Source organism: Streptomyces pseudoechinosporeus, assembly GCF_054783935.1.
The window spans coordinates 79,708-101,545 of sequence record NZ_BAAGPS010000061.1 but is presented as its reverse complement, the minus strand read 5'-3'; the positions used below and the strand labels follow the sequence as shown (position 1 = coordinate 101,545).

The 21,838-nt window shown below is 68.1% G+C and carries 18 protein-coding genes; 10 read left to right on the top strand and 8 right to left on the bottom strand.

Features of this window, described 5'->3' with window-relative positions; translation table 11 throughout:
* Positions 1-25 precede the first annotated feature (25 nt).
* The 5 genes from ACYVO6_RS39490 to ACYVO6_RS39470 all read left to right on the top strand — a co-directional run bounded on the left by ACYVO6_RS39490 (position 26) and on the right by ACYVO6_RS39470 (position 3,969).
* Positions 26-619 (top strand): CoxG family protein, encoded by a 594-nt coding sequence (locus ACYVO6_RS39490; RefSeq protein ID WP_461070057.1) that lies wholly within the window; start codon positions 26-28, stop codon positions 617-619.
* 101 nt (positions 620-720) lie between these two features.
* Positions 721-1,203, top strand: a complete 483-nt coding sequence (locus ACYVO6_RS39485; RefSeq protein ID WP_461070055.1) for a MaoC/PaaZ C-terminal domain-containing protein — start codon at positions 721-723, stop codon at positions 1,201-1,203.
* 93 nt (positions 1,204-1,296) lie between these two features.
* The gene (locus ACYVO6_RS39480) at positions 1,297-2,085 is read left to right on the top strand and encodes an SDR family NAD(P)-dependent oxidoreductase (protein ID WP_461070053.1); all 789 of its coding nucleotides are present in this window, start codon (positions 1,297-1,299) and stop codon (positions 2,083-2,085) included.
* A gap of 62 nt (positions 2,086-2,147) precedes the next feature.
* Entirely contained in the window at positions 2,148-2,354 is a 207-nt protein-coding gene (locus ACYVO6_RS39475) for a hypothetical protein (RefSeq protein WP_461070051.1), read from the top strand.
* Positions 2,355-2,529: 175 nt separating this feature from the next.
* Positions 2,530-3,969, top strand: coding sequence for an APC family permease (locus tag ACYVO6_RS39470; RefSeq protein WP_461070049.1), 1,440 nt, complete (start codon positions 2,530-2,532; stop codon positions 3,967-3,969).
* Positions 3,970-4,614: 645 nt separating this feature from the next.
* Here the strand turns inward: ACYVO6_RS39470 and ACYVO6_RS39465 are convergent.
* The 3 genes from ACYVO6_RS39465 to ACYVO6_RS39455 all read right to left on the bottom strand — a co-directional run bounded on the left by ACYVO6_RS39465 (position 4,615) and on the right by ACYVO6_RS39455 (position 9,669).
* Positions 4,615-5,046 carry a YybH family protein gene (locus ACYVO6_RS39465; protein ID WP_461070047.1) on the bottom strand — a complete coding sequence of 144 codons (432 nt, stop codon included), beginning with the start codon at positions 5,044-5,046 and terminating at the stop codon, positions 4,615-4,617.
* A gap of 1,234 nt (positions 5,047-6,280) precedes the next feature.
* Entirely contained in the window at positions 6,281-9,163 is a 2,883-nt protein-coding gene (locus tag ACYVO6_RS39460; protein WP_461070045.1) for an FAD-binding and (Fe-S)-binding domain-containing protein, read from the bottom strand.
* 101 nt (positions 9,164-9,264) lie between these two features.
* Positions 9,265-9,669: a CocE/NonD family hydrolase gene (locus ACYVO6_RS39455; RefSeq protein WP_461070043.1), complete on the bottom strand. Its 405-nt coding sequence runs from the start codon at positions 9,667-9,669 to the stop codon at positions 9,265-9,267.
* On the opposite strand from ACYVO6_RS39455, the gene ACYVO6_RS39450 reads away from it, so the two are divergent.
* The gene (locus ACYVO6_RS39450) at positions 9,669-9,818 is read left to right on the top strand and encodes a hypothetical protein (protein WP_461070041.1); all 150 of its coding nucleotides are present in this window, start codon (positions 9,669-9,671) and stop codon (positions 9,816-9,818) included. The genes ACYVO6_RS39455 and ACYVO6_RS39450 overlap by 1 nt on opposite strands.
* A gap of 15 nt (positions 9,819-9,833) precedes the next feature.
* On the opposite strand, the gene ACYVO6_RS39445 is transcribed toward ACYVO6_RS39450, so the two are convergent.
* From ACYVO6_RS39445 to ACYVO6_RS39435, 3 genes are read right to left on the bottom strand one after another with little or no spacing between them, the layout of a single operon-like run.
* Positions 9,834-10,952, bottom strand: coding sequence for a nitronate monooxygenase (locus ACYVO6_RS39445; RefSeq protein ID WP_461070039.1), 1,119 nt, complete (start codon positions 10,950-10,952; stop codon positions 9,834-9,836).
* Positions 10,952-12,613, bottom strand: a complete 1,662-nt coding sequence (locus ACYVO6_RS39440) for a choline dehydrogenase (RefSeq protein ID WP_461070037.1) — start codon at positions 12,611-12,613, stop codon at positions 10,952-10,954. The genes ACYVO6_RS39445 and ACYVO6_RS39440 overlap by 1 nt, the downstream gene beginning before the upstream one ends.
* A 37-nt stretch (positions 12,614-12,650) precedes the next feature.
* Positions 12,651-14,180 carry a class I adenylate-forming enzyme family protein gene (locus ACYVO6_RS39435; RefSeq protein WP_461070035.1) on the bottom strand — a complete coding sequence of 510 codons (1,530 nt, stop codon included), beginning with the start codon at positions 14,178-14,180 and terminating at the stop codon, positions 12,651-12,653.
* Positions 14,181-14,511: 331 nt separating this feature from the next.
* Here ACYVO6_RS39435 and ACYVO6_RS39430 point away from each other — a divergent pair, with 331 nt between their 5' ends.
* From ACYVO6_RS39430 to ACYVO6_RS39415, 4 genes are all read left to right on the top strand, one after another.
* Positions 14,512-15,738: an NAD(P)/FAD-dependent oxidoreductase gene (locus ACYVO6_RS39430; RefSeq protein WP_461070033.1), complete on the top strand. Its 1,227-nt coding sequence runs from the start codon at positions 14,512-14,514 to the stop codon at positions 15,736-15,738.
* 76 nt (positions 15,739-15,814) lie between these two features.
* A complete protein-coding gene (locus ACYVO6_RS39425) occupies positions 15,815-16,312 on the top strand; it encodes a MaoC/PaaZ C-terminal domain-containing protein (protein WP_461070031.1) in 498 nt (165 codons plus the stop codon).
* A gap of 6 nt (positions 16,313-16,318) precedes the next feature.
* Entirely contained in the window at positions 16,319-17,161 is an 843-nt protein-coding gene (locus ACYVO6_RS39420; protein ID WP_461070029.1) for a polysaccharide deacetylase family protein, read from the top strand.
* 236 nt (positions 17,162-17,397) lie between these two features.
* Positions 17,398-17,919, top strand: coding sequence for a GtrA family protein (locus tag ACYVO6_RS39415; RefSeq protein ID WP_461070027.1), 522 nt, complete (start codon positions 17,398-17,400; stop codon positions 17,917-17,919).
* A gap of 222 nt (positions 17,920-18,141) precedes the next feature.
* On the opposite strand, the gene ACYVO6_RS39410 is transcribed toward ACYVO6_RS39415, so the two are convergent.
* Positions 18,142-18,636 carry a hypothetical protein gene (locus ACYVO6_RS39410; RefSeq protein WP_461070025.1) on the bottom strand — a complete coding sequence of 165 codons (495 nt, stop codon included), beginning with the start codon at positions 18,634-18,636 and terminating at the stop codon, positions 18,142-18,144.
* A gap of 8 nt (positions 18,637-18,644) precedes the next feature.
* Complete coding sequence (locus tag ACYVO6_RS39405; protein WP_461070023.1) at positions 18,645-21,512, bottom strand: SpoIIE family protein phosphatase; 2,868 nt, start codon at positions 21,510-21,512, stop codon at positions 18,645-18,647.
* Between the last annotated feature and the right edge of the window lie 326 nt (positions 21,513-21,838).

Here is a 21,838-nt window from a genome sequence, read left to right as displayed (position 1 = left end):
CGAATCGACGACTGGAGAGACCTGGATGACCTCCCGCAAGGCGGACTGGAGCAGGCGCACCGCCAAGAAGACCGCCGGTACGACGGTCGTTCTCGACGACGTGGTCGTCGTGCCCGTGACGCCGGCCACGGCCTGGACGCGGCTGGAGGACGTGCCGCTCGTCGCCTCGTGTCTGCCCGGGCTCGACCCGGCGAGCCTCGTGGCCGAGAGCGAGAACGTGTTCCGCGCGCGCATGGTCAACACCGTCATGGGCATCAGCGCCAACTGGGACCTCACAGCAGTCATCGAGCCCGATCCGGCACGTCACGCGCTCACCGTGACCCTGGGAGGCGAGGACACCCGTCTCAACATGAAGCTCAAGGGGACGGCCAACGTACTGGTCCGTGCCGACGAGTCCGGACACGCACTGCTCGACTACACCGCGGACCTGAGGATCGACGGCAGCCTCGCCGCGATGGGCGGCCCCGTCATCCGCTCGATCCTGAGCGACGCGATCGGGCAGTTCGTCGAAGTGGTGGGCGGCCAGGAACCGGCCGAGCACGTGCCGTGGTACGTCCGCTTCTCCGAGCTGCTTCGTGGGTGGTGGGCTCGTCTCACCCGACGTTCCGACACCGGCTGACTGCTCGGCGGTTTCCGTCGGCCGGCCCGGACTCGCTGTCATCGCCGACGACTTGGGGGCCGGCCGGCGCCGCGAACAACGACCGATCAAGGAAACCGACCGTGAACCAGACCACCGCACCCGAGCGGCTCGTCCCCGGCCGGCGTGGCCTCTGCCTCGACGACTTCTTCGTAGGGCTGACGTGGGTGACGCCGGCGCGCACGATCACCGGCGCCGACCTCGTCAACTTCGCCGGCCTCTCCGGCGACTTCAACCCGCTGCACACGGGCGAGGAGTTCGCGCGCACCACCCCCTTCGGCGGCCGGACCCTCCACGGCCCCGGTGTCCTCTCCGTCGCCATCGGGCTGGAGGCGCGGCTCGGCATCAAGGAAGGAACGGCCATCGCGTTCCTGGGCATGGCCTGGAACCTGCGCGGCCCGGTGCTGATCGGAGACACCATCCATGTCGAGCAGACCGTCGCCGAGGTCCGCCCGTCCAGGACCAAGCCCGACCGGGGGGTCGTCACCTTCGACGTCGTCGTCAAGAACCAGCGCGACGAGGCGTGCCATGACGGGCAGTGGCTCGTCATGTTCCAACGCCACTGACCGAACCGGTCGGCCCGTTCACCGCGACTGCCGGGACGAGCGCCGATCCCGTCGTCGATCCATCGGATGACAGCCTGAGAAGAGGAACCCACCTTGACCACCACAAGGACTCGAACCGTCGCCATCACCGGAGCCGGATCCGGCATCGGGCGAGGCATCGCCCGCGCCTTCGTCGAGGCCGGTTACCAGGTGTTCGCGAGCGACGTCTCCCAGGACCGCCTCGACGAGACCGCCAAGGAGGTCGGCGATGCCGCCAACCTGCACACCCGGCAGGTGGACGTCACTGACCACGAGTCGGTCGAGTCGCTCGTCGCCGAGGCCGCGTCGGTGACCGGCGTGCTCGATGTGATGGTCAACTGCGCGGGCGTCTTCGACGGATACGCCGACGTGGAGGAGACCACTCCCGAGCTCTGGGCGAAGGTGATCGGTGTGAACCTCACCGGAACCTTCAACGGCTGCCGGGCCGCAGCGCACCGCATGATCCCGCAGAAGTCCGGCCGCATCATCACCATCGGCTCGGTCGCCGGGCAGCGTGGCGCGGCCGACGGCCTGTCCTACGTCGCCTCCAAGGCAGGGATCGAGGGTCTCCACCGCCGTCTGGCGATCGACGTCGGCCCGCACGGCGTCACGGCGAACGTGGTGGCCCCGGGGGTCATCAGGACCAACCTCCGCGCGACCTCGGAGGAGCTCCTGGGGGACCTGGTCTCGACCCAGCAGCGGGGCATCGGCGTGTCGCCGGAGATCATGGATTTTCTGATCCCCGCGCGCCGGTCCGCCGAGCCGTCCGAGGTGGCGAGCGTCGTGCTTTTCCTGGCCTCCGACGACGCGAGTTACGTGAACGGTCAGGTCATCGCGGTGGACGGTGGCTGGACGGCGACCTGATCGACCACCAGCCGCTACCTGCGGAACAAGGCGCCGCTCACCGGCCAACGGGCGAGCCGGCCATGGCTCCGGTACCCGCGAGGAGGCCATACGCGATCGAAGGTCAGGCGCGTCTGATCGTGATCGAGAGCGGCACCGACCGGGAAGTCACCGGCGATCCAGGCGATCTCATCGTCCTCCCGAAGGGCACGACAGTCCGATACGGCGCCGCGGTCGGAACCCGGCTCCTGCTGTCGATCTCTCCCGTCAACTGGCGGGAGCGGCAGTGATCTTGTGCCGTCCATAAGCCAGATGTGAAAGCCGAGCGATTAATTCGTCATTCGCACAATTGTTGGCGGGGGAGAGGAGGTCGAAGGTTGTGCTCCCGGTCGCACGAGGCCGAGCACATTTCGGCGTAGCACCGGCTGTTCAGCCACCGCGTCAAAAACCTGCAAGGGAACGCGAATGACCGTCACAAGTGAGTCGCTGAGCCACAACGAAACCAGACTCAGAGGCAACCTGGGTATCTTCCACCTCTTCTTCAGCGTCATGGCCTGGAACGCGCCGCTGGTCATCGTCGTCGGAGTCATCCCGATCATGCTCGTCGTGGGGACAGGCATCGGGACCCCGATCGCCTTCATCACGGCCGGCCTCATCATCGGCGCGTTCGCGGTCGGCTTCACCCGGATGGCACGGGTACTCCCGAACCCAGGCGCGTTCTACTCCTACATCACCGCCGGTCTCGGTCGTGCCGTCGGGCTCGGCTCGGGCCTGATGGCCCTCGTCGGGTACTTCTGCGCATACACAGGGACGTTCTCCTTCGGAGGCGTTGTCCTCAACTCGCTGATCCACAACACCTTCCACGGTCCCGATCTCCCGTGGTGGGTGCTCGGTACGCTCTTCTGGGCCGCGGCCGGCCTCCTCGGCTACCTGCGACTCGACCTCTCGGCGAAGGTCCTCGCCGTGTTCCTCGCGGGTGAAGTCGCCGTGGTCGTCGTCTACGACGTCCTGGTCTTGGCGAAGGGCGGTGCATCGGGCCTCTCGGCAGCTCCGTTCGAAACGGGCAACTGGTTCCAGGGGTCCTTCGGAATCGCCCTGCTGTTCGGCCTTGGAATGTACGGAGGATTCGAGATCACGGCGCTCTTCCGCGACGAGGTCCGTAACCCGGCGCGCACCGTCCCGCGCGCCACTTATGCGGTGATCATCTTCGCCATGGTGTTCTACAGTCTCACCGCCTGGCTGTACATCAATGCCCTCGGGGTCGACCAGGCGGTGGCGGCTGCGGGTGAGAACCCGACGGGTTCCATCGAAGGCACGATGCAGCAGTTCGGTGGCAAGCTGTTGCTGGACTCGGCCACCGTGTTGGTGAACACGAGCACGTTCGCGGTCGTTCTGGCGGGCCACAACATCGTGAGCCGGTACGTCTTCAATCTCAGCGCCGACCGCATCCTGCCGAAGGGCCTCAGCGGTGTGCACGCCAAGTTCGGTTCCCCGCACACCGCTTCGATGGCGGTCAGCATCGCGGCGCTCGGCGTGAACATTCCCGTCATCGTCCTGGACGTCGACCCCGTCCAGTTCTACGCGGCCGCGCTCGGCATCACGAGCCTTGTGCTCGTCCTCGCCATACTGCTCACCAACATCGCCGTACCCGTCTACATGAGAAAGCACGGCGGTGACCTCTTCTCCGTCTGGGCAACGGTGGTCTGCCCGCTGATCGCGGGCGTGGGACTGGTCACCGGCGTGGTCATGGCCGTCACCAACTTCGAGCTCCTGATCGGCGGCTCGACGGTTCTCGCGAACACCCTGCTTCTGTTCATCGCGGCGGTCTTCGTCGGGGGCGTCGTCCTGGCGATCGTCTACCGCCGGAGCCGCCCTGAGGTCTACGCGAAGATCGGACGGCAGTGACCCGGCAGGTCCCGCATTTCCTTGGGTATCCGTAGCGATTCGTCATCCGTCGGCCTCATGCCGTGTGCTCGGTGTCGGTGTCGTATGTGGGTACGAAGATCGAATGCGTGACCTTCCGCGGGGCGGATGACAGCATCGCGGGCGGGAAGAGGGCACGGGTGAGCCGGAAAGTGCCGCTCGCCGGTGGCGAGAGTGCCCGCACCGCGTGCCCCCGTGGTCTGCTGCGTACGGGGTGTGGAGGAGAAGACGGGCGGACTCCTGTCGGCCTCGGTGCTGGCGATGGGGGGAGGGTGGGTTGGGCTGCTGATCTGGTGTCCGGGATGGTCGCCGCGCTGCTGGCCGAGCACTGGAACGCCGCCGACGTGGACGTGCTGCCGCGTAGAGCACGCCGAGCGCCAGTGAGGACTTCCCAGAACCGGACACCCCGGCGATCGCCACCAGCCGGCCCAGCGGCACAGTGACGTCGACGTCCCTGAGGTTGTGCACGCGCGCGCCGCGCACCTCGATCGCATTTGGCGCGGCGGGCTCCCGGGCGGTGTCGCTGGCGTTCACGTCTCGGGTTCCTTCTGAAGGTGATCATGAGGAGCCCCCTGCTGGCGACGCAGGGGGTCACGCATGTGGCTTGGCGTCCCTTGGATCCTCAGGTCAGGACGCGATCGCTTCCGTCGCGGTCTGAGTGAACGCCCAGTGGGAGTGAACGATGCGCCACTCACCGTCGATCAGCCGGTAGGCCTCGGTGGCGTTCCACGCACGGAGCTGCTGCTCGTTGCCGTTGTCGTCGAGCACGTACGTGTCGAGGTTGTAGGCCAGGACCGCGAAATCACCACTGTCGCTGACGTTCACGGCGGGGTTGAGGTACTCGTTCCGCACGATGTGCGGGTTCGAGTAGAGCGACTCGATGTGAGCGATGACCGCGTCACTTCCCACGATCAGTTCCTTCAGAACCGGATCGAAGTAGCTGATCTCTTCGGCGTAGTTGTCGAGGTAGCCGCGGTTGTCGCCGACGCTCCACCGCTCGTTGAAGGACTTCTCCAGCTCAAGAACGGTCTTGCCGATCTCTTCCTTGTTGACGCTCATTCCGTTTCCCTTCATGGACAATGTGGCCGGCCGCATGAACGCGGCGCACGTGTGCACTCCCGGCGCCGTGCGGCGCCGACAGCCCGGCTGTGCGGGCCTCACCAGCCACTATTCCCTCGGGTCGGGCATTTCGGCCCGTAGCCAACAGACATGAGATGGTCATCAGCGGACAGTGGAAAGCGGGCAGGCCAAGGCATTCGTCTTCCCCTCAGGCGCACCCAGCCTGCTGTACGGCCGGCCGATCACCCGCACCGGATTGAGCTGCACTTCCTGCCGTCGTATTCGCCGGCGCGGAACCCCGACGAGCTGGTCGACGCCGGCCTCGAACGGAGCCTTTCGATACACAGCCGCGCCCGCGACCAGGCACAACTCGGCGCCGAGACCCGCCGGTCCGCCTGATGCTCTGCCGGTGGATGACGCAGCCGTTCTCCAGGAGGCCCAGGCCCGGCGGCCATGCCGAGGGCGTCGACGACCAGGTTGGCGTGGTGGTGATCGGCAATCGAGTAACCGATCACCTCGCGGGTCGCCCGATCGAGCCAACCCAGGTCCAGCAGCCTCTCCTCGGTCAGCTCGGCGCCCTCGGCCCAACGCCTACGGGACTGTCCTTCTTCGATCCCGGGCCCTGCTGCGCCCCCTGGGGACCAGTAGCTGGGTGCGGGAGTCCCCAAGTGAGATCAGCGGGTCTACGGAGTCCGGGGACCGGTTGCTCATCAGCGCACGATCGACCTGAGTGCCGTCCTCGGTGAGCTGCCAGTAGTCCTCGTTGACCGAAGTGGAACTGTTCGCGGCGTAGTTGACCTGCATGTAGGTGTGCGGCGGCACCTCCGGTACAAGAGGACGTCGTCCAGTTCCCCGCGTCGTCGACCTCGACGCCGACCGCCACCACCGGGGTTGGGCGCACGCAGCGCCGCAGCCCGCACAGCGGCGACACACCCTTGCCAGGCAGCCAGCCACTGGTAGCTGTCACCAGCGATACGGACACCCGTCGAGCTCGGGGCAGGCAGGTCAGGCACTGAAACGATCTCCCAGACGGGCCGAGCCTGAAGCCCTCACACTTACTGGTCGCCGGGTGGGGCACAGGCTCTCTCGCCCGCCCACCGGCGTAACAGAAGCCCCGTTCCAGAAGTTTCAGCACCGGCACCTTCACCGACAAGTTCCGCAAGGTGAACGGCAAGTGGGAGATCGAGCACCGCGTACAGACCATCGACGAGCCGATCCCCACGAGCCGGTAGCCTCAGCCGCCAGCCGCCCCCGGGTCGATGAGTTCGGCCAGGTGCAAGCTCTGCCGGTCGGGGGCGAGTTGCCTTACCTGCATGGAACAGCTGAACCCGTCGGCGAGGACCGGTGTTTCCGGTGCGGCCCGCTTGAGGGCAGGGGCGAGAGCCTGTTGGGCGACCTTCATGGAGACGTCGTAGTGCTCGGACTCGAAACCGAAGGTGCCCGCGACGCCGCAGCATCCCGTGGCCTCGTCGACCTGGGCGACGCCCAGTGCTGCGAGCGTCTTTCGCTGGACGGCGGCACCGAAGGCCGAGTACTCGTGGCAGTGGGTCTGCACGGTGACCGTCGGCGGCATCGTCGGTGGCTGCCAACCGCCGTCGACCCACTCCAGCACGGCTTCCGCGAAGCTGCGGACCCGGGAGGACACCCGCTCGGCCGCCTGTGTGCCCAGGAGTTCCGGGGCCTCCTGCTTCAGCGCGGCCGCGCAGCTCGGCTCGATGACGACGATGGGCGTGTCCGTACCGTCGTCGAGCTTCGAGACGGTCTTCGACAGCACCTTCTTGGCGGTGTCGAGCTGGCCCGTCGTGATCCAGGTCAGCCCGCAGCACGCGTCGGTCTCGCAGGTGACCTGGCGGCCGGAGCCGGCCGCGACCCGTGCGGCGGCACCGGCCACCTCCGGACGGAATCCCTTCGTGAAGGAGTCGACGAACAGGACGACATCGGCACCTCCCGCGTCGCCGCCGAAGTCCGCCAACTCCTTGCGGAGCCTGCGCCGCGAGGAGAACCGGGGCAGCGCCCGTTCGGTCGTCAGGCCCCCGGCCCGGGCCACGACCTTGCCGAGCGGTGAGGCGAGCACCGCGTTGACCAGCGGGCTGACGCGCCCCGTGAGCCTGAGCCAGCGCGGCAGCCAGCCGAGCGAGAAGTGCGACATGGGCCGTATACGACCCGCGTAGTAGTGGGAGATGAACTCGGACTTGTACGTCGCCATGTCGACGCCCGCGGGGCAGTCGTGCGAGCACGCCTTGCACGCCAGGCAGAGGTCGAGAGCCCCGCGGACGTCCTCCGACCGCCACCCCTCACCGACGCTGCTCGCACCCCGGACCATGTCCTGGAGCACGCGGGCACGGCCGCGGGTGGAGTCCTTCTCGTCACCCGTGGCCCGGAAGCTCGGGCACATGACGCCGCCGGAGTCCGCACGGCACCGTCCCACGCCGATGCACCCCTGCACCGCGTGGACCCAGGGGTCCGTCCCGGCCGCCTCGGCGTCGACGGGGCTGAGCGTGAAGTGGGTGCGCCACTCGCGGTCGGGGACTCCGGCGAGCGCGAGGTTCGCGTCGATCGGGTCCGGCTGGGTGATCGACCCGGGGTTGAGCAGCCCCGAGCCGTCCCAGATGCCGCGGTAGGCCTCGAAGGCGGTGAGCACGGACGGGCTGTACATGATCGGTAGGAACTCGGACCTGGCCCGCCCGTCGCCGTGTTCGCCGGAGAGTGACCCGCCGTGTCGTACGACCAGTTCGGCGGCCGCGGCGGTGAAGTCCCGGTACACCTTCCGGCCCGCGTCGGTGCGCAGGTCGTAGGTGATGCGGATGTGCATGCACCCGGCCCCGAAGTGCCCGTACATAATGCCCGTCAGTCCGTGCTCGTCCAGGAGCCGGCGGAAGTCGGCCAGATAGTCGGCGAGATGTTCCGGCGCGACGGCGGAGTCCTCCCACCCCGGCCAGGACTCCCCGCCGCTCGCGGGCCGCGACGACAGACCTGCACCGTCCTCGCGTACCCGCCACAGCGTCGCCCGCTCGTGAGGATCGGGAACCGCACGGCCGTCCACCAGGCGCCCGCCCGCCTCCAGCCGTTCGAGCAGCAAGGCGGCATCGGCGGCCACGTCCTCCGGACGCTCTCCGTCGAGGTCGACGTAGAGGAACGCCTCGCCCTTGGGCATGCCCAGGACGGAGTCCGCGCCGCGGCGCAGCCGCATCGTGTCCACGATGACCTCGTCGATGCCTTCCACAGCAGCGGGCGAGAACTCCAGGATGGTGGGGATGTCCCGTGCGGCGTCGACGACGTCCGCGTAGCCCAGGCACACCAGGAGCGCGCTCGGAGCCTTCGGCACGAGCCTCATCCGCGCCCGTACCACGAGGGCGCAAGTGCCCTCCGAGCCGACGAGGGCCCGGGCGATGTCGAAGCCCTTCTCGGGCAGCAGGTGCGAGAGGTGGTAGCCGGACACCTGTCGCTGGATGCGTCCCAGCTCCGTGCGGAAGGGGGCGAGGTTGGCCCGCGCGAGCTCCTTGAGCTGTTCGCCGAGCTCGAAGGCTCTGGCCACCGCATGCGCGTCCTCGGGGTCGGTCGCGCGCAGTCCGCCGGCGAACGCCGTGAGCCGTGCGCCGTCCGAGGTGACGACGTCGAGTTCGACCACGTGGTCCGACGTCCGCCCGTACCGCACGGAGTGGTTTCCGCACGCGTCGTTCCCGACCGCGCCCCCGACGGTGGCGCGGGTCTTCGACGAGGGGTCGGGCGCGAAGGTGAGGGCACCCTCGGTGGCGCCCTCCGCAGAGCGGCTGAGCACCGAGAGCACGACGCCCGCATCGACATCGGCCGTGCCGGACGTCTCGTCGATCCTGTGGATCCGATTCATGTGGCGGGAGAAGTCCAGCACGACGCCGGGACCGATCGCGTTTCCGGCCATGGACGTACCCCCGCCCCGGCCGACCACGGGCGTACCGGTGGCGGCACATGCCTTCACGACCGCTACGACATCCTCGACGCTTCGCGGGAAGACGACGGCCAGCGGTGGAACACGGTAGTTGGACGCGTCGTAGGAATACGCGGCGAGCCGGAGTCCGGAGGTCTCCACGGACACGCCGGCCGCCTCGATCGTCGACAGGACGTCCATGGGGGCAGTCACGTCAGAGCCCGTCCTTTCTGCCTGCGGGGTAGCCGTGGAAGCCGGTCGTCGCACATCCGGACACACCGTAGGTCACTCGCCCCACACTACTGGATGACCTGTCAACTTGCTCTCGGAAGGCGCACCAGCCATGAGCCTGGCCATCGGCTTTTCACCAGTGTCTGCCGCCTCGCGCGCATGCCTAGGCTGAAGAGCCAGAGGCCGTGACAACGGAGCGTGATCATGCCGACGCATCTGACCCACTGCCATTGCACGTTGCCCAGGTAGCTGATGCCCCACATGCCCACCGCGCCGCTGGAGCCGGGCAGTTGCGCGGCCCACTCGATGGTGTCGGCGCCGTCGGAGGCCTCGTTCACCAACGGCACGAACCCGCCCTCGGAGGTGAACCGCCCGTGCACGTCCTGGACCACGGCGATGAGCCCGCGCCGCGCGGCCAGCACAGGGTCCAGGAATTGCAGCTCGTAGTTGTCCGTCTTGTATATGACACAGCAGTAGGAGGAGAGCAATGGCAGGCGTGACGATCGAGTACGACGTGCCGGTCCCGATGCGCGACGGTGTCGTTCTGCGGGCGGACGTCCACCGTCTGGAAGGACCGGGATCGTGGCCTGTCATCGTCTCCCGGACGCCGTACGACGTGGTAGTTGGGCGAGGATGACGCGACGGCGTCGGACTAGTCGACGTCCGTGACCTTCTGGAGATGGTCGAGGGCGTCGACGTACTCGTTGAGCAGCCGCGTGATCTCGGACTTGACGGTGGTGTGGCCCTTCATGTCACCGACCACCTGGCCCACGGCGTAGGTCCAGTAGTCGAGATCGCGTGCGTGCTCCGCCCGCTTGTAGGAGTAGCCGTTCAAGATCGACTGCATCGGCCAGGACAGCGGCGCGGGAGCGGTGGGAGCCTGCCAGGCGTCGATGTACTTCGTCCGCAGCATCCGCCCCGGCTTGCCGGTCATGACCCGCGCCAGGAGGGCGTCCTCCGACTCGGCGGCGAAGAGCTTCTCCCGCATCTCCAGGCTGAGTTCGCTCTCCGCGGTCCCGAGCCACAGCGACCCGGTCCACACACCCTGACAGCCCAGGGACAGCGCGGCGAGGATGTGCGAGCCGCGGGACACACCGCCGGCGGCCAGCACCGGCACACCGGCCGCGGCCTCCACGACCTGCGGCCACAGCACCATCGACGCCACGGTGCCGACGCTGCCGCCCGCCTCCGTGCCCTGCGCGACGATGAGATCGACCCCCGCCTCGCGCTGCTTGACCGCGTGCCGGGCGGTGCCGACGAGCGCACCGACCTGGACGCTCTTGGCGTGCGCCGCCTTCACCACCCAGTCCGGTGTGACACCGAGGGCGCCGACGACCAGGCTCACCGAACTCCGGGCCAGCGTCACGTCGAGCTGGTCGCGGCTCTTCTTGTTGGTCATCGCCATCTTCCTGGCGTTCTCGACCATGTAGGCGTCGCGGTCCTCGGGAGTGAGGTCGTTCAGCCCGCCGCCGTCCAGCATGTCCTTCACGAACGCCAGGTAGCGGTCCGGGATCGAGGCCAGGTACTCCTCTGGAGTCTTCTCGTCGTCCATCGCCGTGCCGGGGAAAACCAGGTCCACGCCGAAGGGCTTGCCGTCGACCTCCCGCTCGAGCCACTCGATCGACATGTCGAGCTCTTCGGGAGTCATCCAGGCGGCGCCGAGCACGCCCATGCCTCCAGCCTTCGTGACGGCCGCGACGACGTCACGGCAGTGGGAGAAGGCGAAGAGGGGCAGTTCGATGCCGAGGCTTTCGGTCACATCGGTTTGCATCAGGAAACCTTCTCGTGGCGGTAGAAGTCGACGTTTTCGGGAGCCAGCGGCTCCTTGCCCAGGATCAGGTCCGCGGCCTTCTCGGCGATCATCATGACCGGGGCATAGAGATTCGCGTTGGGAATGACGGGCATCACCGAGGCGTCCACGACGCGAATCCCGTCCAGACCGTGAACCCGCATGGTCTGCGGATCGACCACGGCCTTGTCATCGGTGCCCATCTTGGCCGTGCCGCAGGGGTGGTACGTCGTCTCGGCGTCGCGGGCCACCCACGCGAGGATCTCCTCGTCGGTCCTGACGCCGGGTCCCGGTGAGAGCTCACCGCCGTTGAACGGCGCGAACGCGGGCTGGTTGAGCAGATCCCGCGTGACGCGGACACCCTCGATCCACTCCCGGCGGTCCTGCTCGGTCGACAGATAGTTGAAGGTGAGGACCGGGGCCTGGAGGGGATCGTTCGCGCGCAGCTTCACATGCCCCTTCGACTGGGGCGTCTGCGGTCCGAGGTTGATCTGGTAGGCGTGCTCCGTCGGCGCGGGCGTACCGTCGTTGCGCACGCCCAGGGCGAGCATCGTCAGCATCTGGTTCGGCATCGGCACGTCGTCGTTCGAGCGGACGAACCCGCCGGCCTCGAAGTGATTGGTGGCGGCCGGGCCCTCACGCTTCAGCAACCACTTGGCCCCGATGCCCGGCCATGACTTCGGCTTGAGAATGCCGGCCATCGAGACCGGCTGCGTACAGGCGTACATGACGAACGCTTCGAGGTGGTCCTGCATGTTCTCGCCGACCCCGGGCAGGTCCTCGACCACGTCGATGCCGAGCCTGCTCAGTTCCTCGCCGTTGCCCACGCCGGAGAGTTGCAGGAGCTGGGGCGAGTTGAACGCTCCGCCGCAGAGGATGATCTCCTTGCCGTGGACGACCGTCCTGCCGTCCCGCCGCGAGGCGAGTTCGACGCCGACCGCGCGCTTGCCCTTGAAGACGACACGGCTGACGAGCGCGCCGGTCATCACGGCCAGGTTCTTCCGGTCGCGGATCGGCGCGAAGTACGTGCGGGCCGCGTCGTAACGCTCGCCGTTCTCGATGTTGCAGTCGAAGGGCGCGAACCCCTCCTGGCGGTAGCCGTTGACGTCGTCGACCACTTCGTGGCCGGCTTGGCGCGCGGCTTCGAAGAGTGCGCCGAACAGCGGGTTCTGGGCCTTGTGCCGATGGACCGGGATGGGTCCCGAATGGCCGCGGTAGACACCGCGCGGATCACTGCCGACGAGGCGTTCGAGTCGCTTGAAGTACGGCAGGGTGTGGGCGTAGCTCCAGGTCTTCATGCCCGGAGCCGCGGCCCAGCGCTCGTAGACGAGGGGATTGGCGCGCTGGAAGAACATGCCGTTCATGGAGCTGGAGCCGCCCATGAGCTTGCCCCGGTAGTGCGCGATCCTCCTGTTGCCCAGCATGGGCTCGGGCTCGGACTTGTACTGCCAGTCGTAGAGCTTGTGGCCCATGACGAAGAGGAAGGCGGCCGGTACCCGCACCGGGTAGTCGAATCTGGAGTGTCGCCGACCGGCCTCCAGGACCAGGACCCGACTCCGGCCGTCGGCCGTCAGACGGTTGGCGAGCACACAACCGGCCGAACCGCCGCCGACGATGATGTAGTCGTAGCCGTCGTGCTTCATGAGAGGCCCTTCTTCCGAGGTTCCTGTGTCATGCCGGTCAACTCAGGTCAGCGAGCAGCGCCGCGACGTCTTTCCGGTTGAGCTTTCCGGTGGTCGCGTTGACCGGGAGGGCGTCGACCACGACAAAGGCGCTCGGCACCTTGTAGGAGGACAGCCGCGCCTTGCAGTACGCCCGGAGTTCGGCCTCGTCCACGCCCGAGGCGGTATTGGGGACTACGGCGGCGACCACCCGCTGGCCGTAGATCTCGTCGGGCAGGCCCACGACGGCGGCCTGGCCGACCGCCTCGTGCTCGTTGAGGACGCGCTCGATCTCCGAGGGGGAGATGTTGGTGCCCCCGCGGATGATGAGGTCCGACAGCCGCCCGACGACGTACACGTAACCGTCCTCGTCGACCCTGACCAGGTCCTTCGTCCGGTACCAGCCGTCGTCGGTGAGCGCCTCGCGCGTCAGCTGCTCGTCCCGCCAGTACCCCAGCATCAGGCCGGGGCCGCTCGAATACGCCTCGCCGACTTCGCCGGGCGGGACGTCGGCTCCCTCAGGGCCGAGGATCCTGAGCCGTGAGCGGGGAACGAGCTTCCCGGCCGAGCCCAGCCTGGGGACAGGGTCCGTGAAGGGGTCGTAGGTGACGAGGGGAAGGCACTCCGAGGCGCAGTACGCGTCGAGCACCGAGACACCGGTCAGGGCCGTCCAGTGGTCGAACACCGCCTCGTTGCGCGGCTCACCCCCCGAGATGCACAGACGGAGCGACTCGAACACGCGCGTACCCGGGGCCGGATCTCCCACGTGCTGGACGAGCTTGGCGAACGTGGCCGTGACGCCGGCCACGAACGTCGCCCGGTGCCGCTCGATCGCCGGAGCGATGAACTCCGGACGTGCCCGCCGTACGACGATCACGGTGCCGCCGCGCAGGAGCACCGCGAGCGAGGTGCTCGCAAGGCCGTACAGCCACGCCATCGGCAGGCAGATGATCGCCCTGTCGTCGGGGGAGAGGTGCCAGACCTCGCCGTAGGTGTCCGCGCAGTTGAAGACCGCGGTGGCGGACACCATGATCGCCTTCGGGCGGCTGGTCGTGCCCGAGGAGAAGCAGATCAGGGACAGCGGCTCCCGCAGATTCTCGGGGCTGGGAGAGCAGTCCTGACGGACTCCGCCGACGCCGAAGGACACGATGTCCACGACGGGGGTTCCGGGCGCCCCGGCCTCGACGGCCTCGCGATCGACTCCTTCGGAGACGACGATCAGCGAGGGGTCGCTCGTCTCGATGGCGTACCGCATGTCGCCGGAGCCCGATGAGGGGTAGACGGTGACGAGGACGCCGCCGGCGCGCCACACGGCGAGGGCGGTCATCAGGTACTCCGCCGAGCTCTCGGCGACCAGGGCCACCCGGTGACCGGGGCCGAGGCCGGCTTCGAGCAGTGTCGTCGTCCGGAGCTCGACCGCCGCTTGCAGATCGCGGTAGGTGATCGTCGTGTCGTTGTCGATCACAGCGGCGCGGTCGGGGTGCTCACGAGCGATGCGCTCGAAGGCCGACACGCAGTCGCCACGCACGGTGGCCGACGAGAACGCCATCCATAGCTCCTGTTCCTTGATCGGCGAGGCTGCGCAAGAGCCTCCCGAGTGGGTGGTCGGGCGCCAGGTGATGGGCCACAACGTAGGCGGTGGGGCCACCGGAGGTAATTGGAAATCCTCACTGGCTCCGGCGCTCCGCCCCGTAGAAACTCCGGTGGGATCACGTCTGCTGTTCCGCGGCAGCCACCCACTGTGGAGCTTCTGATGGACTGCTCCGATCCTCTGGGAAGTTCCAATGCGGTCCCGAGGTCGGTGGAGAGATAGTTCAGAAGGATGTTCGGGCAACCGGTTACATGCCGAACCGACGGACCGACGGCAGGGAGATCGCAACGTGAAACTGGACCAGGCGGATGTGGTCGTGGTCGGCGGCGGCATCGTCGGCGTGTCGACAGCGTACTTCCTCGCGACCAAGGGACATGACGTCGTCCTCTTGGAGCAGCGGGGCATCGCGTATGGCGCTTCGGGCCGGAACATGGGATTTCTCCACATGCACAACCGGAACGGAGATTTCTCTCTGGCGCTCTCCCGGGCCGGCCGCGCTCTCTACGACGACTTCTCACAATTGCTCGGCCCGTCGTTCGAGTACCGCGCGAACGGCGCGATGACGTATTTCTTCACCGACGACCAGCGCCAGGTCTACAAGGAATTCGTCGAGGACCGCAACCAGCACGGCTTCACCATGGAGCTGCTGGACGGACCGACGGCCCGTGAGGCGGCGCCGATCCTGCCGCCCACCGTCATCGGCGCCACGTTCTGTCCGGAGGACGGCCAGATCCGCACCCCCAAGTTCGTCCGGGCCCTGGCCCAGGAATGCCGCCGCCTCGGCGTGCGCATCTATGAGCACACACCCGTGCTCGGACTGACGCGCGACGGAGCGAAGGTCACGGGCGTCCGGGCTGTCGGTGGAGACGTGTACGCGGATCGAGTGGTCTGGGGTACGGGGGTCTGGTCGCGGATGCTCGAAGCGGAGGGCATCCGCGTGCCGATCAAGCCCGAGCGGCTCGGCGCGGTGCTGTTCGCTCCGGTCGAGGAGCACCTCGACAAGATCCTCAACGGTCCCCTGGCCGCCAAGCAGTACGGGCACATACGGAGTCTCCCGAGCTATCGCGACGAGTACTTCACGGCGCCCTACGAGGACCCGACCCACGGGATCGAGCACCTGGAGTGTGTCGCCAAGACGGAGGACGGCAACCTGTTCGTCGGGTGTCCGATGGACTACCCCGAGCAGCTGGACGACCGTATGCCGCTCGGCGGACTGAAGATGACCATCGACGCCCTTCTGGAGACCTTCCCGCACTACCGGGGACTCGGCGTCGAGGGTGTCTGGACGGGTCTCCTCCCGGCCACCGCCGATTCACTGCCGATCGTGGACGAGGTCGACGAAGCACCGGGCCTGGTCCTCGCCACCGGACACGTGTACGGGAACCTGGCCGGGCCGATCACCGGACAGCTCGTGGCCGAGCTGATTTCCGGCGAGGAACTCAGCCTGCCGATCGATGAAATGGCGTTGGACCGCCCGGCACTTCGCGAGAACTCCGACGGCGTGATCCGCTGGTGACCTTGCCGAGAGCAGAGAACTTCCCACGAGGGCGGAAAACGTCCCGTTGTCCCCATCAGCTTCCGAGGAGCATGAATTGACCACCAACACTCTCGGCGCGGCGCACACTTCGGAGTCCGTTCGATACCTCGACGAGATCGAGCTCGGGCAGACCTGGGTGACGCCCGGCCGGACCGTCACCGAGACCGATGTCGTCATGTTCGGCACCTGGTCGGGCGACATGCATCCGCTCCACATGAATGAGGAGTTCGCGAAGCAGACTCAGTTCGGTGGTCGACTCTTTCATGGCCCGGGAGTCCTGGCCATGGCGTTCGGCCTGGAGATGGGCCTGGGGTGGAAGAACCCGTCGGCGATCGCCTTCCTCGGAATCCGGGACTGGAATCTCCTCGCGCCGGTGCGCATCGGGGACACCATCAGGGTGAGCGAGGAGATCGTCGAGATCCGGCCCTCCGCGAGCAAGCCCGATCGCGGCGTCGTGACCACGCACGTCCGGGTCCTGAACCAGAACGGGGACGTGTGCCAGGAGGGCAAGTGGGTCGTGCTGCTGTCGCGCCGCTCCGACCGGTCGGAGTGAGGTGCCGTGACGCTACGACTGCCCGAGGGAAAGCGGCTCGCCGTATGTCTCAGCCCGGATTTCGACGCCCAGAGCGTCTGGATGGGCACGTTCCGGTCCACGTCCCAGACGGCTCTGTCACGAGGCGAGTTCGGTGCCGTGGTAGGGGCTCCGCGTCTGCTCGACGTGTTCCGTCGCTACGGGATCACCACCACGTGGTGCGTGCCGACGCACACGATCCAGACGTTCCGCTCGGCCGTGGACGCGATCCTCGAGGACGGCCACGAGATCGGAGCGCACGGGGTGTATCACGAATACGTCCCCGCGCTGGATCCGGACGAGGAACGGCGGCTGCTCGAACTTCAGCTGCGTCAGCACGAGAAGCTGCTGGGCACCCGGCCGCGGGGCTACCGTTCACCGGCCCTGGACGTCACGGACGACACGCTCGACCTGCTGGCCGAGTTCGGCTTCGACTGGGACTCGTCCCTGATGGGACGTGACTTCACGCCCTACCGGCCGCGGCTGGTCGTGGAGCTCGACCAGGAGAACGGCAACACCTTCGGGCCCGAGAGCCGGGTCCTGGAGTTCCCCGTCTCCTGGTTCCTCGACGACTTCCCGGAGCTGGAGTCCTTCAAGGGCAACGCCCTGATGCAGGCCAACGATGTCGTCCTCGCCCGCTGGAAGGACAGCTTCGACTTCGCCCACGAGCGCTGCCCGGGCGGGGTCGCGACCTGGACGCTGCATCCGCAGACCATCGGCAGGGCCCACAATCTGCTGATGCTCGAGAAGTTCCTCGACCACGTGACATCTTTCGACGACGTGTGGTTCCCGACGCTCTCGGGGCTCTTCGACTGCTGGGAAGACGGCTGAACAACCGACGCCGACGACAAAGCGCTCGGTCCGGACCGCGGACCGAGCGCTTTTCGCTGCTTGTCGGCCCGGTCCGCGCGGACACCACCTGGTAGGTCGCTCAAGGTGGCGCCAGCAGCGGTCACTGAACTGCTCTCCTGAGCATGCAACTGGGATCTGCACAGAGGGCGGGTGCCCGTTGACAGCTGGTTGATGCGTCACATATAAAGATGATGCATCAACCAAAGGATGGGGTCATGGAGACAGGGCAGAGCCGGCAGGCGGCACCCGGTGCCTTCACCGCCTTCGCCCGCTTCGTGCTCTACGGCGGCGGGGTGGGGCTCGCCGCCAGCTTCGCCGTGGCGGCCCTCGCCTCCGGGATTCCCTGGGCCCTGGCCAACGCCCTGACCACCGTGGTGTCCACGCTCCTGGCCACCGAGCTGCACGCCCGCTTCACCTTCGGCGCGGGCGGGCGCGCGAGCCGGCGCCAGCATGCGCAGTCGGCCGGGTCCGCGGCGGCCGCGTACGCGGTGACCTCTGTGGCGATGCTCGTCCTGCAGCAGCTGGTGGCGACGCCCGGTGCGGTGCTCGAGCAGGTCGTCTACCTGTCCGCCTCCGCACTCGCCGGTGTCGCGCGGTTCGCGGTGCTGCGCCTGGTCGTCTTCGCGCGGAACCGCTCGCAGGCCACGGCCCCCGTCCGCACCGCCCGTCCCATGCGCACGACCATGGTCCGTACCGCGGCCCCGGCCGCCCTCGCGATGCTTCTCCGCGCCGCCTGACCGCGCTGGGCGGCCAAGCCGCGAAGCTCTGCGCACCATGCCGCCCTCGGCACCAGGGAAGTCGTCCAAGCAGTGGGACGCACCTGGCTCCACCTCAAGAGGCACGCCGCCACGCAGCTTCACGATGACGTCGAGGCCGCAGTGGCCAACACGCTGCCGGTCAAGGCCAGGGCCGAACCGCCCGTCGGCGTGGCGCAGGCGTGCCGTTCCTTACGGTCTCGATCAGGGATGCGCCGCGGGTGCAAGAGCGTTGTCACCAGCCCAGGTGTCGATGGCGGCGAGGGTGTGGGGCATGAAGGTGCCGACGGTCATCATGTGGTCGGAGCCGGCGAGCTCGACGTAGGTGCCCCGTGCCCCGTACTTCTTGCTGGTGACCTTGCCGATCCGCGGCACCGTGCACTTGTCCTCGGAGCCTGTGATGACGAGGACGGGAGCGTCAACGGCGTCGAAGTCGACTCGCGCGTTCTGCCGCGGGTCGAGGTACCACAGCGACATCTGCCGGTACGCGGTCCCTGACTCGGCGCACAGCGTGGCGTAGTACGACTTCTGAATGTCGGGTGCCGTCTTGTTGCAGATCAGCGTCGTCCACGCCTTCCACGACACGGGGTACATCGGTTTGCCGCTCAGCCACTGGGGCAGGTAGCGGGCCCACAGGCGGACCATCGTCGGGTAGGCGTTCCACATGCCGGCCGCCGGTGCGGGGCCGAGCAGGACCACCCCCCCACTCAGAACTCGGCGTCGCCCAACAGGTCTGCGGAATCCCACAGCAAGCCGTCCGGGCCACCAGAGAGTGCCTGTTCGGTCCAGATGGACTTCCCGGCCGCTGTGTAGCGTGTGCCCCACCGCTGGGAGAGGGCTGCGACCAGCTGCAGACCGCGTCCGCCCTCGTCCGTTTCTGCTGCGTGGCGGATCCGGGGCGTGGTCAGGCTGCCGTCGGAGACCTCGCAGGTCAGGGTGGTGCTGTACAGCAGGCGGAGGCGCACAGGGCCTTTCGCGTGCCGTACGACGTTTCCCAACAGCTCGCTGGCGATGAGTTCGGTCGTCATCGTCAGGTCCTCGAGATCCCAGGCACGAAGTTGCTCCCGGATGTGCTCGCGAGCCAGGCCGGCGGCCCGCGGGTCCTCAAGGAGCTGCCAGGAGGCCATCCGGTCGGCGGCGAGCGAGTGGACACGGGCGATGAGGAGGGCCGCGTCATCGTTGGTGGTGGGGTGTTCTCGGGGGAGCAGCCCACCCGTGAGGATGTCGCACAGTCGTTCAGGGTCTGTGTGGGCGGCTGTGTGCAGGAGCTGCTCGAGATCGGACATGCCTTCGTCGATATCACGGTGCGCGGACTCGAGCAGGCCGTCGGTGTAGAGCACGAGAAGGCTGTCGTCCGACAGCTCCAGTTCACCCGTTTCGAACGGTGGTGTGCTTGCGCCGAGCGGTGGGTTCGAAGGCAGGTCCGGGAAGTACACACTGCCGTCGGGTGAGACGACCGCGGGTGGCGGGTGGCCGGCCCTGGCGATGGTGCAGACGCTGGTGGTGGGGTCGTAGACCGCGTACAGGCACGTGGCGTACGAGTCCTCTCCGAGGCCGCCGACGATGTCGTTGAGGTGGCTCATGACCTCCTCGGGGGGCAGCTCCAGTTCGGCGAGTGTGCTGACGGCAGTGCGCAGTCGGCCCATGGTGGCCGCTTCGGACAGGCCGTGGCCCATCACGTCGCCGACGACGATGGCGACACGGTCGGCCGAGAGCGGGAGTACGTCGTACCAGTCGCCGCCCACGTCCATGCCCTGACCGGCGGGGAGGAAGCGTGCGGCGGCCCTGCACGCGGGCAGTCGGGGCAGCCGCTTGGGGAGCAGGCCGCGCTGTAGTTCCTGGGAGCGTGTGTGCTCGGCGTCGTAGAGCCTGGCCCGCTCCAGGGCATGTGCGACCAGTGCGCTGATCGCGGTCAGGAGGGTGCGCTCGTCAGGGGAGAGACGGCGCGGCTGGTCGAAGGACACGGTACAGACGCCGAACGTGCGCCCGGAGACGGTCAGTGGCAGGAACGCCCAGGCTTGTTTTCCGGCCAGGCCTGGCCGGTCGGCACGGTGCGGGTAGCGCCGCGTGTAGTCCTCCACCGAGGCGACGAACAACGGCGTGCCGGTCAGGACGCATTCTCCGACCGGATCGGTCGCCACGACGCGATGGCCGTTCATCTCGTCGAGCAGGGCCTGCGGGTAGCCAACGGCTCCCACCACGTGTGCCCGGTCGCCCTCGATGGCGATCACAGCCAGGCCGGTGGCGCCGAACGGTGGGAGCACTCCCTGGGCGACCGCGTCCACCACATCGCGAGAAGTCCTCGCTTTCGCGAGCTCCGTGGTGAGCTCGGCGATCCGGGCCGAGCGCTCGGAAGCGGCTCGCTCGGCGGCGGCTCGGGCGGCCTCGCCCCGCCGCTTTTCGGTGATGTCCGTGAGGTAGAGGGTGAGTCCGTCGGGCCCTGGGACGATCCGCAGGTGATGGCAGCGCCCCGCCGCAATCCGTACGTCGAAGCCCACGGGCGCGGTCCCGGTGGCCTTCCTGCAGCGGGTCTCCAGGTCGGGAACCCGCCGTAGGGCGGGCAACTCCCACAGCACGCGCCCGAACAGCTCCTCCTCGGTGCCGCCGAGGGTGCGTTCGGCCTCCAGGTTGGCGAAGACGATCCGCCAGTCGTCGTCCACCAGGACGAAACCGTCGCTCATGTGCCGCAGTGCGCGGCTGAGAGCGTCCCGGACGGAACGGGATTCGTCGGTGTCCCAGATCACGCCCACCATCCGTGCCGGTTCCCCACTCTCGTCGAAGATCACCGACCCCCGGGCCCGCAGCCAGCCATAGCTGCCGTCCTGCAGCCGCATTCGGTACTCCGACTCGTACACGCTGTGGTCGCGGATCGCCCTCTCGACCGCCGCCAGCGTCGAGGGAAGGTCGTCGGGGTGGATGGACTTCATCCAGCTCTCGATCCGGAACCCGTACTCGGTGAGGACGGGGTTGTAGAGGGACGACTGCGCATCGTCCTCCCACATCAGCTTGCCGGTACGGATGTCCCACTCCCACGTGCTGACCGGGACGGCCTTCAGAGCCTGTCGGAGGCGCCCCCCGGCCCATGCTTCCTGCGACGGAGGGGAGGGCGGCGGCACCTGGCGCATCCGCCCCTCCGCCCAGTCGACCACAGCCCGCAGGAACCTCCACTGCTCCTCGGTCGGCTGCCCCTCGCTGCCCATCAGCACGGTGAGCGCGCCCGTCGTGCGTTCGTCCGCGAATATCGGAACGGACGCGAATCCGGTACCGGGCCAGAGCCCTGGGGGAAGCCCGGGCGCACCGGAGGGCTGAGAGGGTACCCACGTGCGGCGACCGTCGCGCACGGCGCCTGCCGGGACGACGGAGTCGTCCTGGTCGACCATCTGCCAGGAGCGGGTCAGCGACGGGGGCAGGCCGACCGATGAGGCAAGGCCCAGAACGGACAGCGCCCCACGCAGATGGACGGCGCCGCCCAGAGCGCCGAGCTCGGCCACCGCGTGCGAGAGAGTCAGCTGCAAGATCTCACTCTCGGTGATCTCCTGATCTGTCTCCGCCAGCAGCATCAGCCGCGCGCTCATGTGTCAAGGGTAGAGAGCTTGGGCGAAGAGCTCCAACCGCGCCGCCTCGACCAGACCACCGAGTCGGGCCCGTGATGGACGAATGCGGCGTCGCCGGCGAACAGCCTTGGGCGCCCGGCTGCCGGCGGGCTCAGACGGCAGCCGCGTCCGTACCGGCGCTGATCGGTGGGCGCCTCCCGGCCCAAGGGGCGGCCTGCTCGAGCTGGGCGGCAGGCCGGAACGGGATGTGCTCCACGCCGTAGGCCGCCACGAAGGCGCGGGCACGAACTCGATCCGCAGCCTGCCGAAATGGGTGCCGACCTCCTCCCGGTACGGACGCCCTGGCG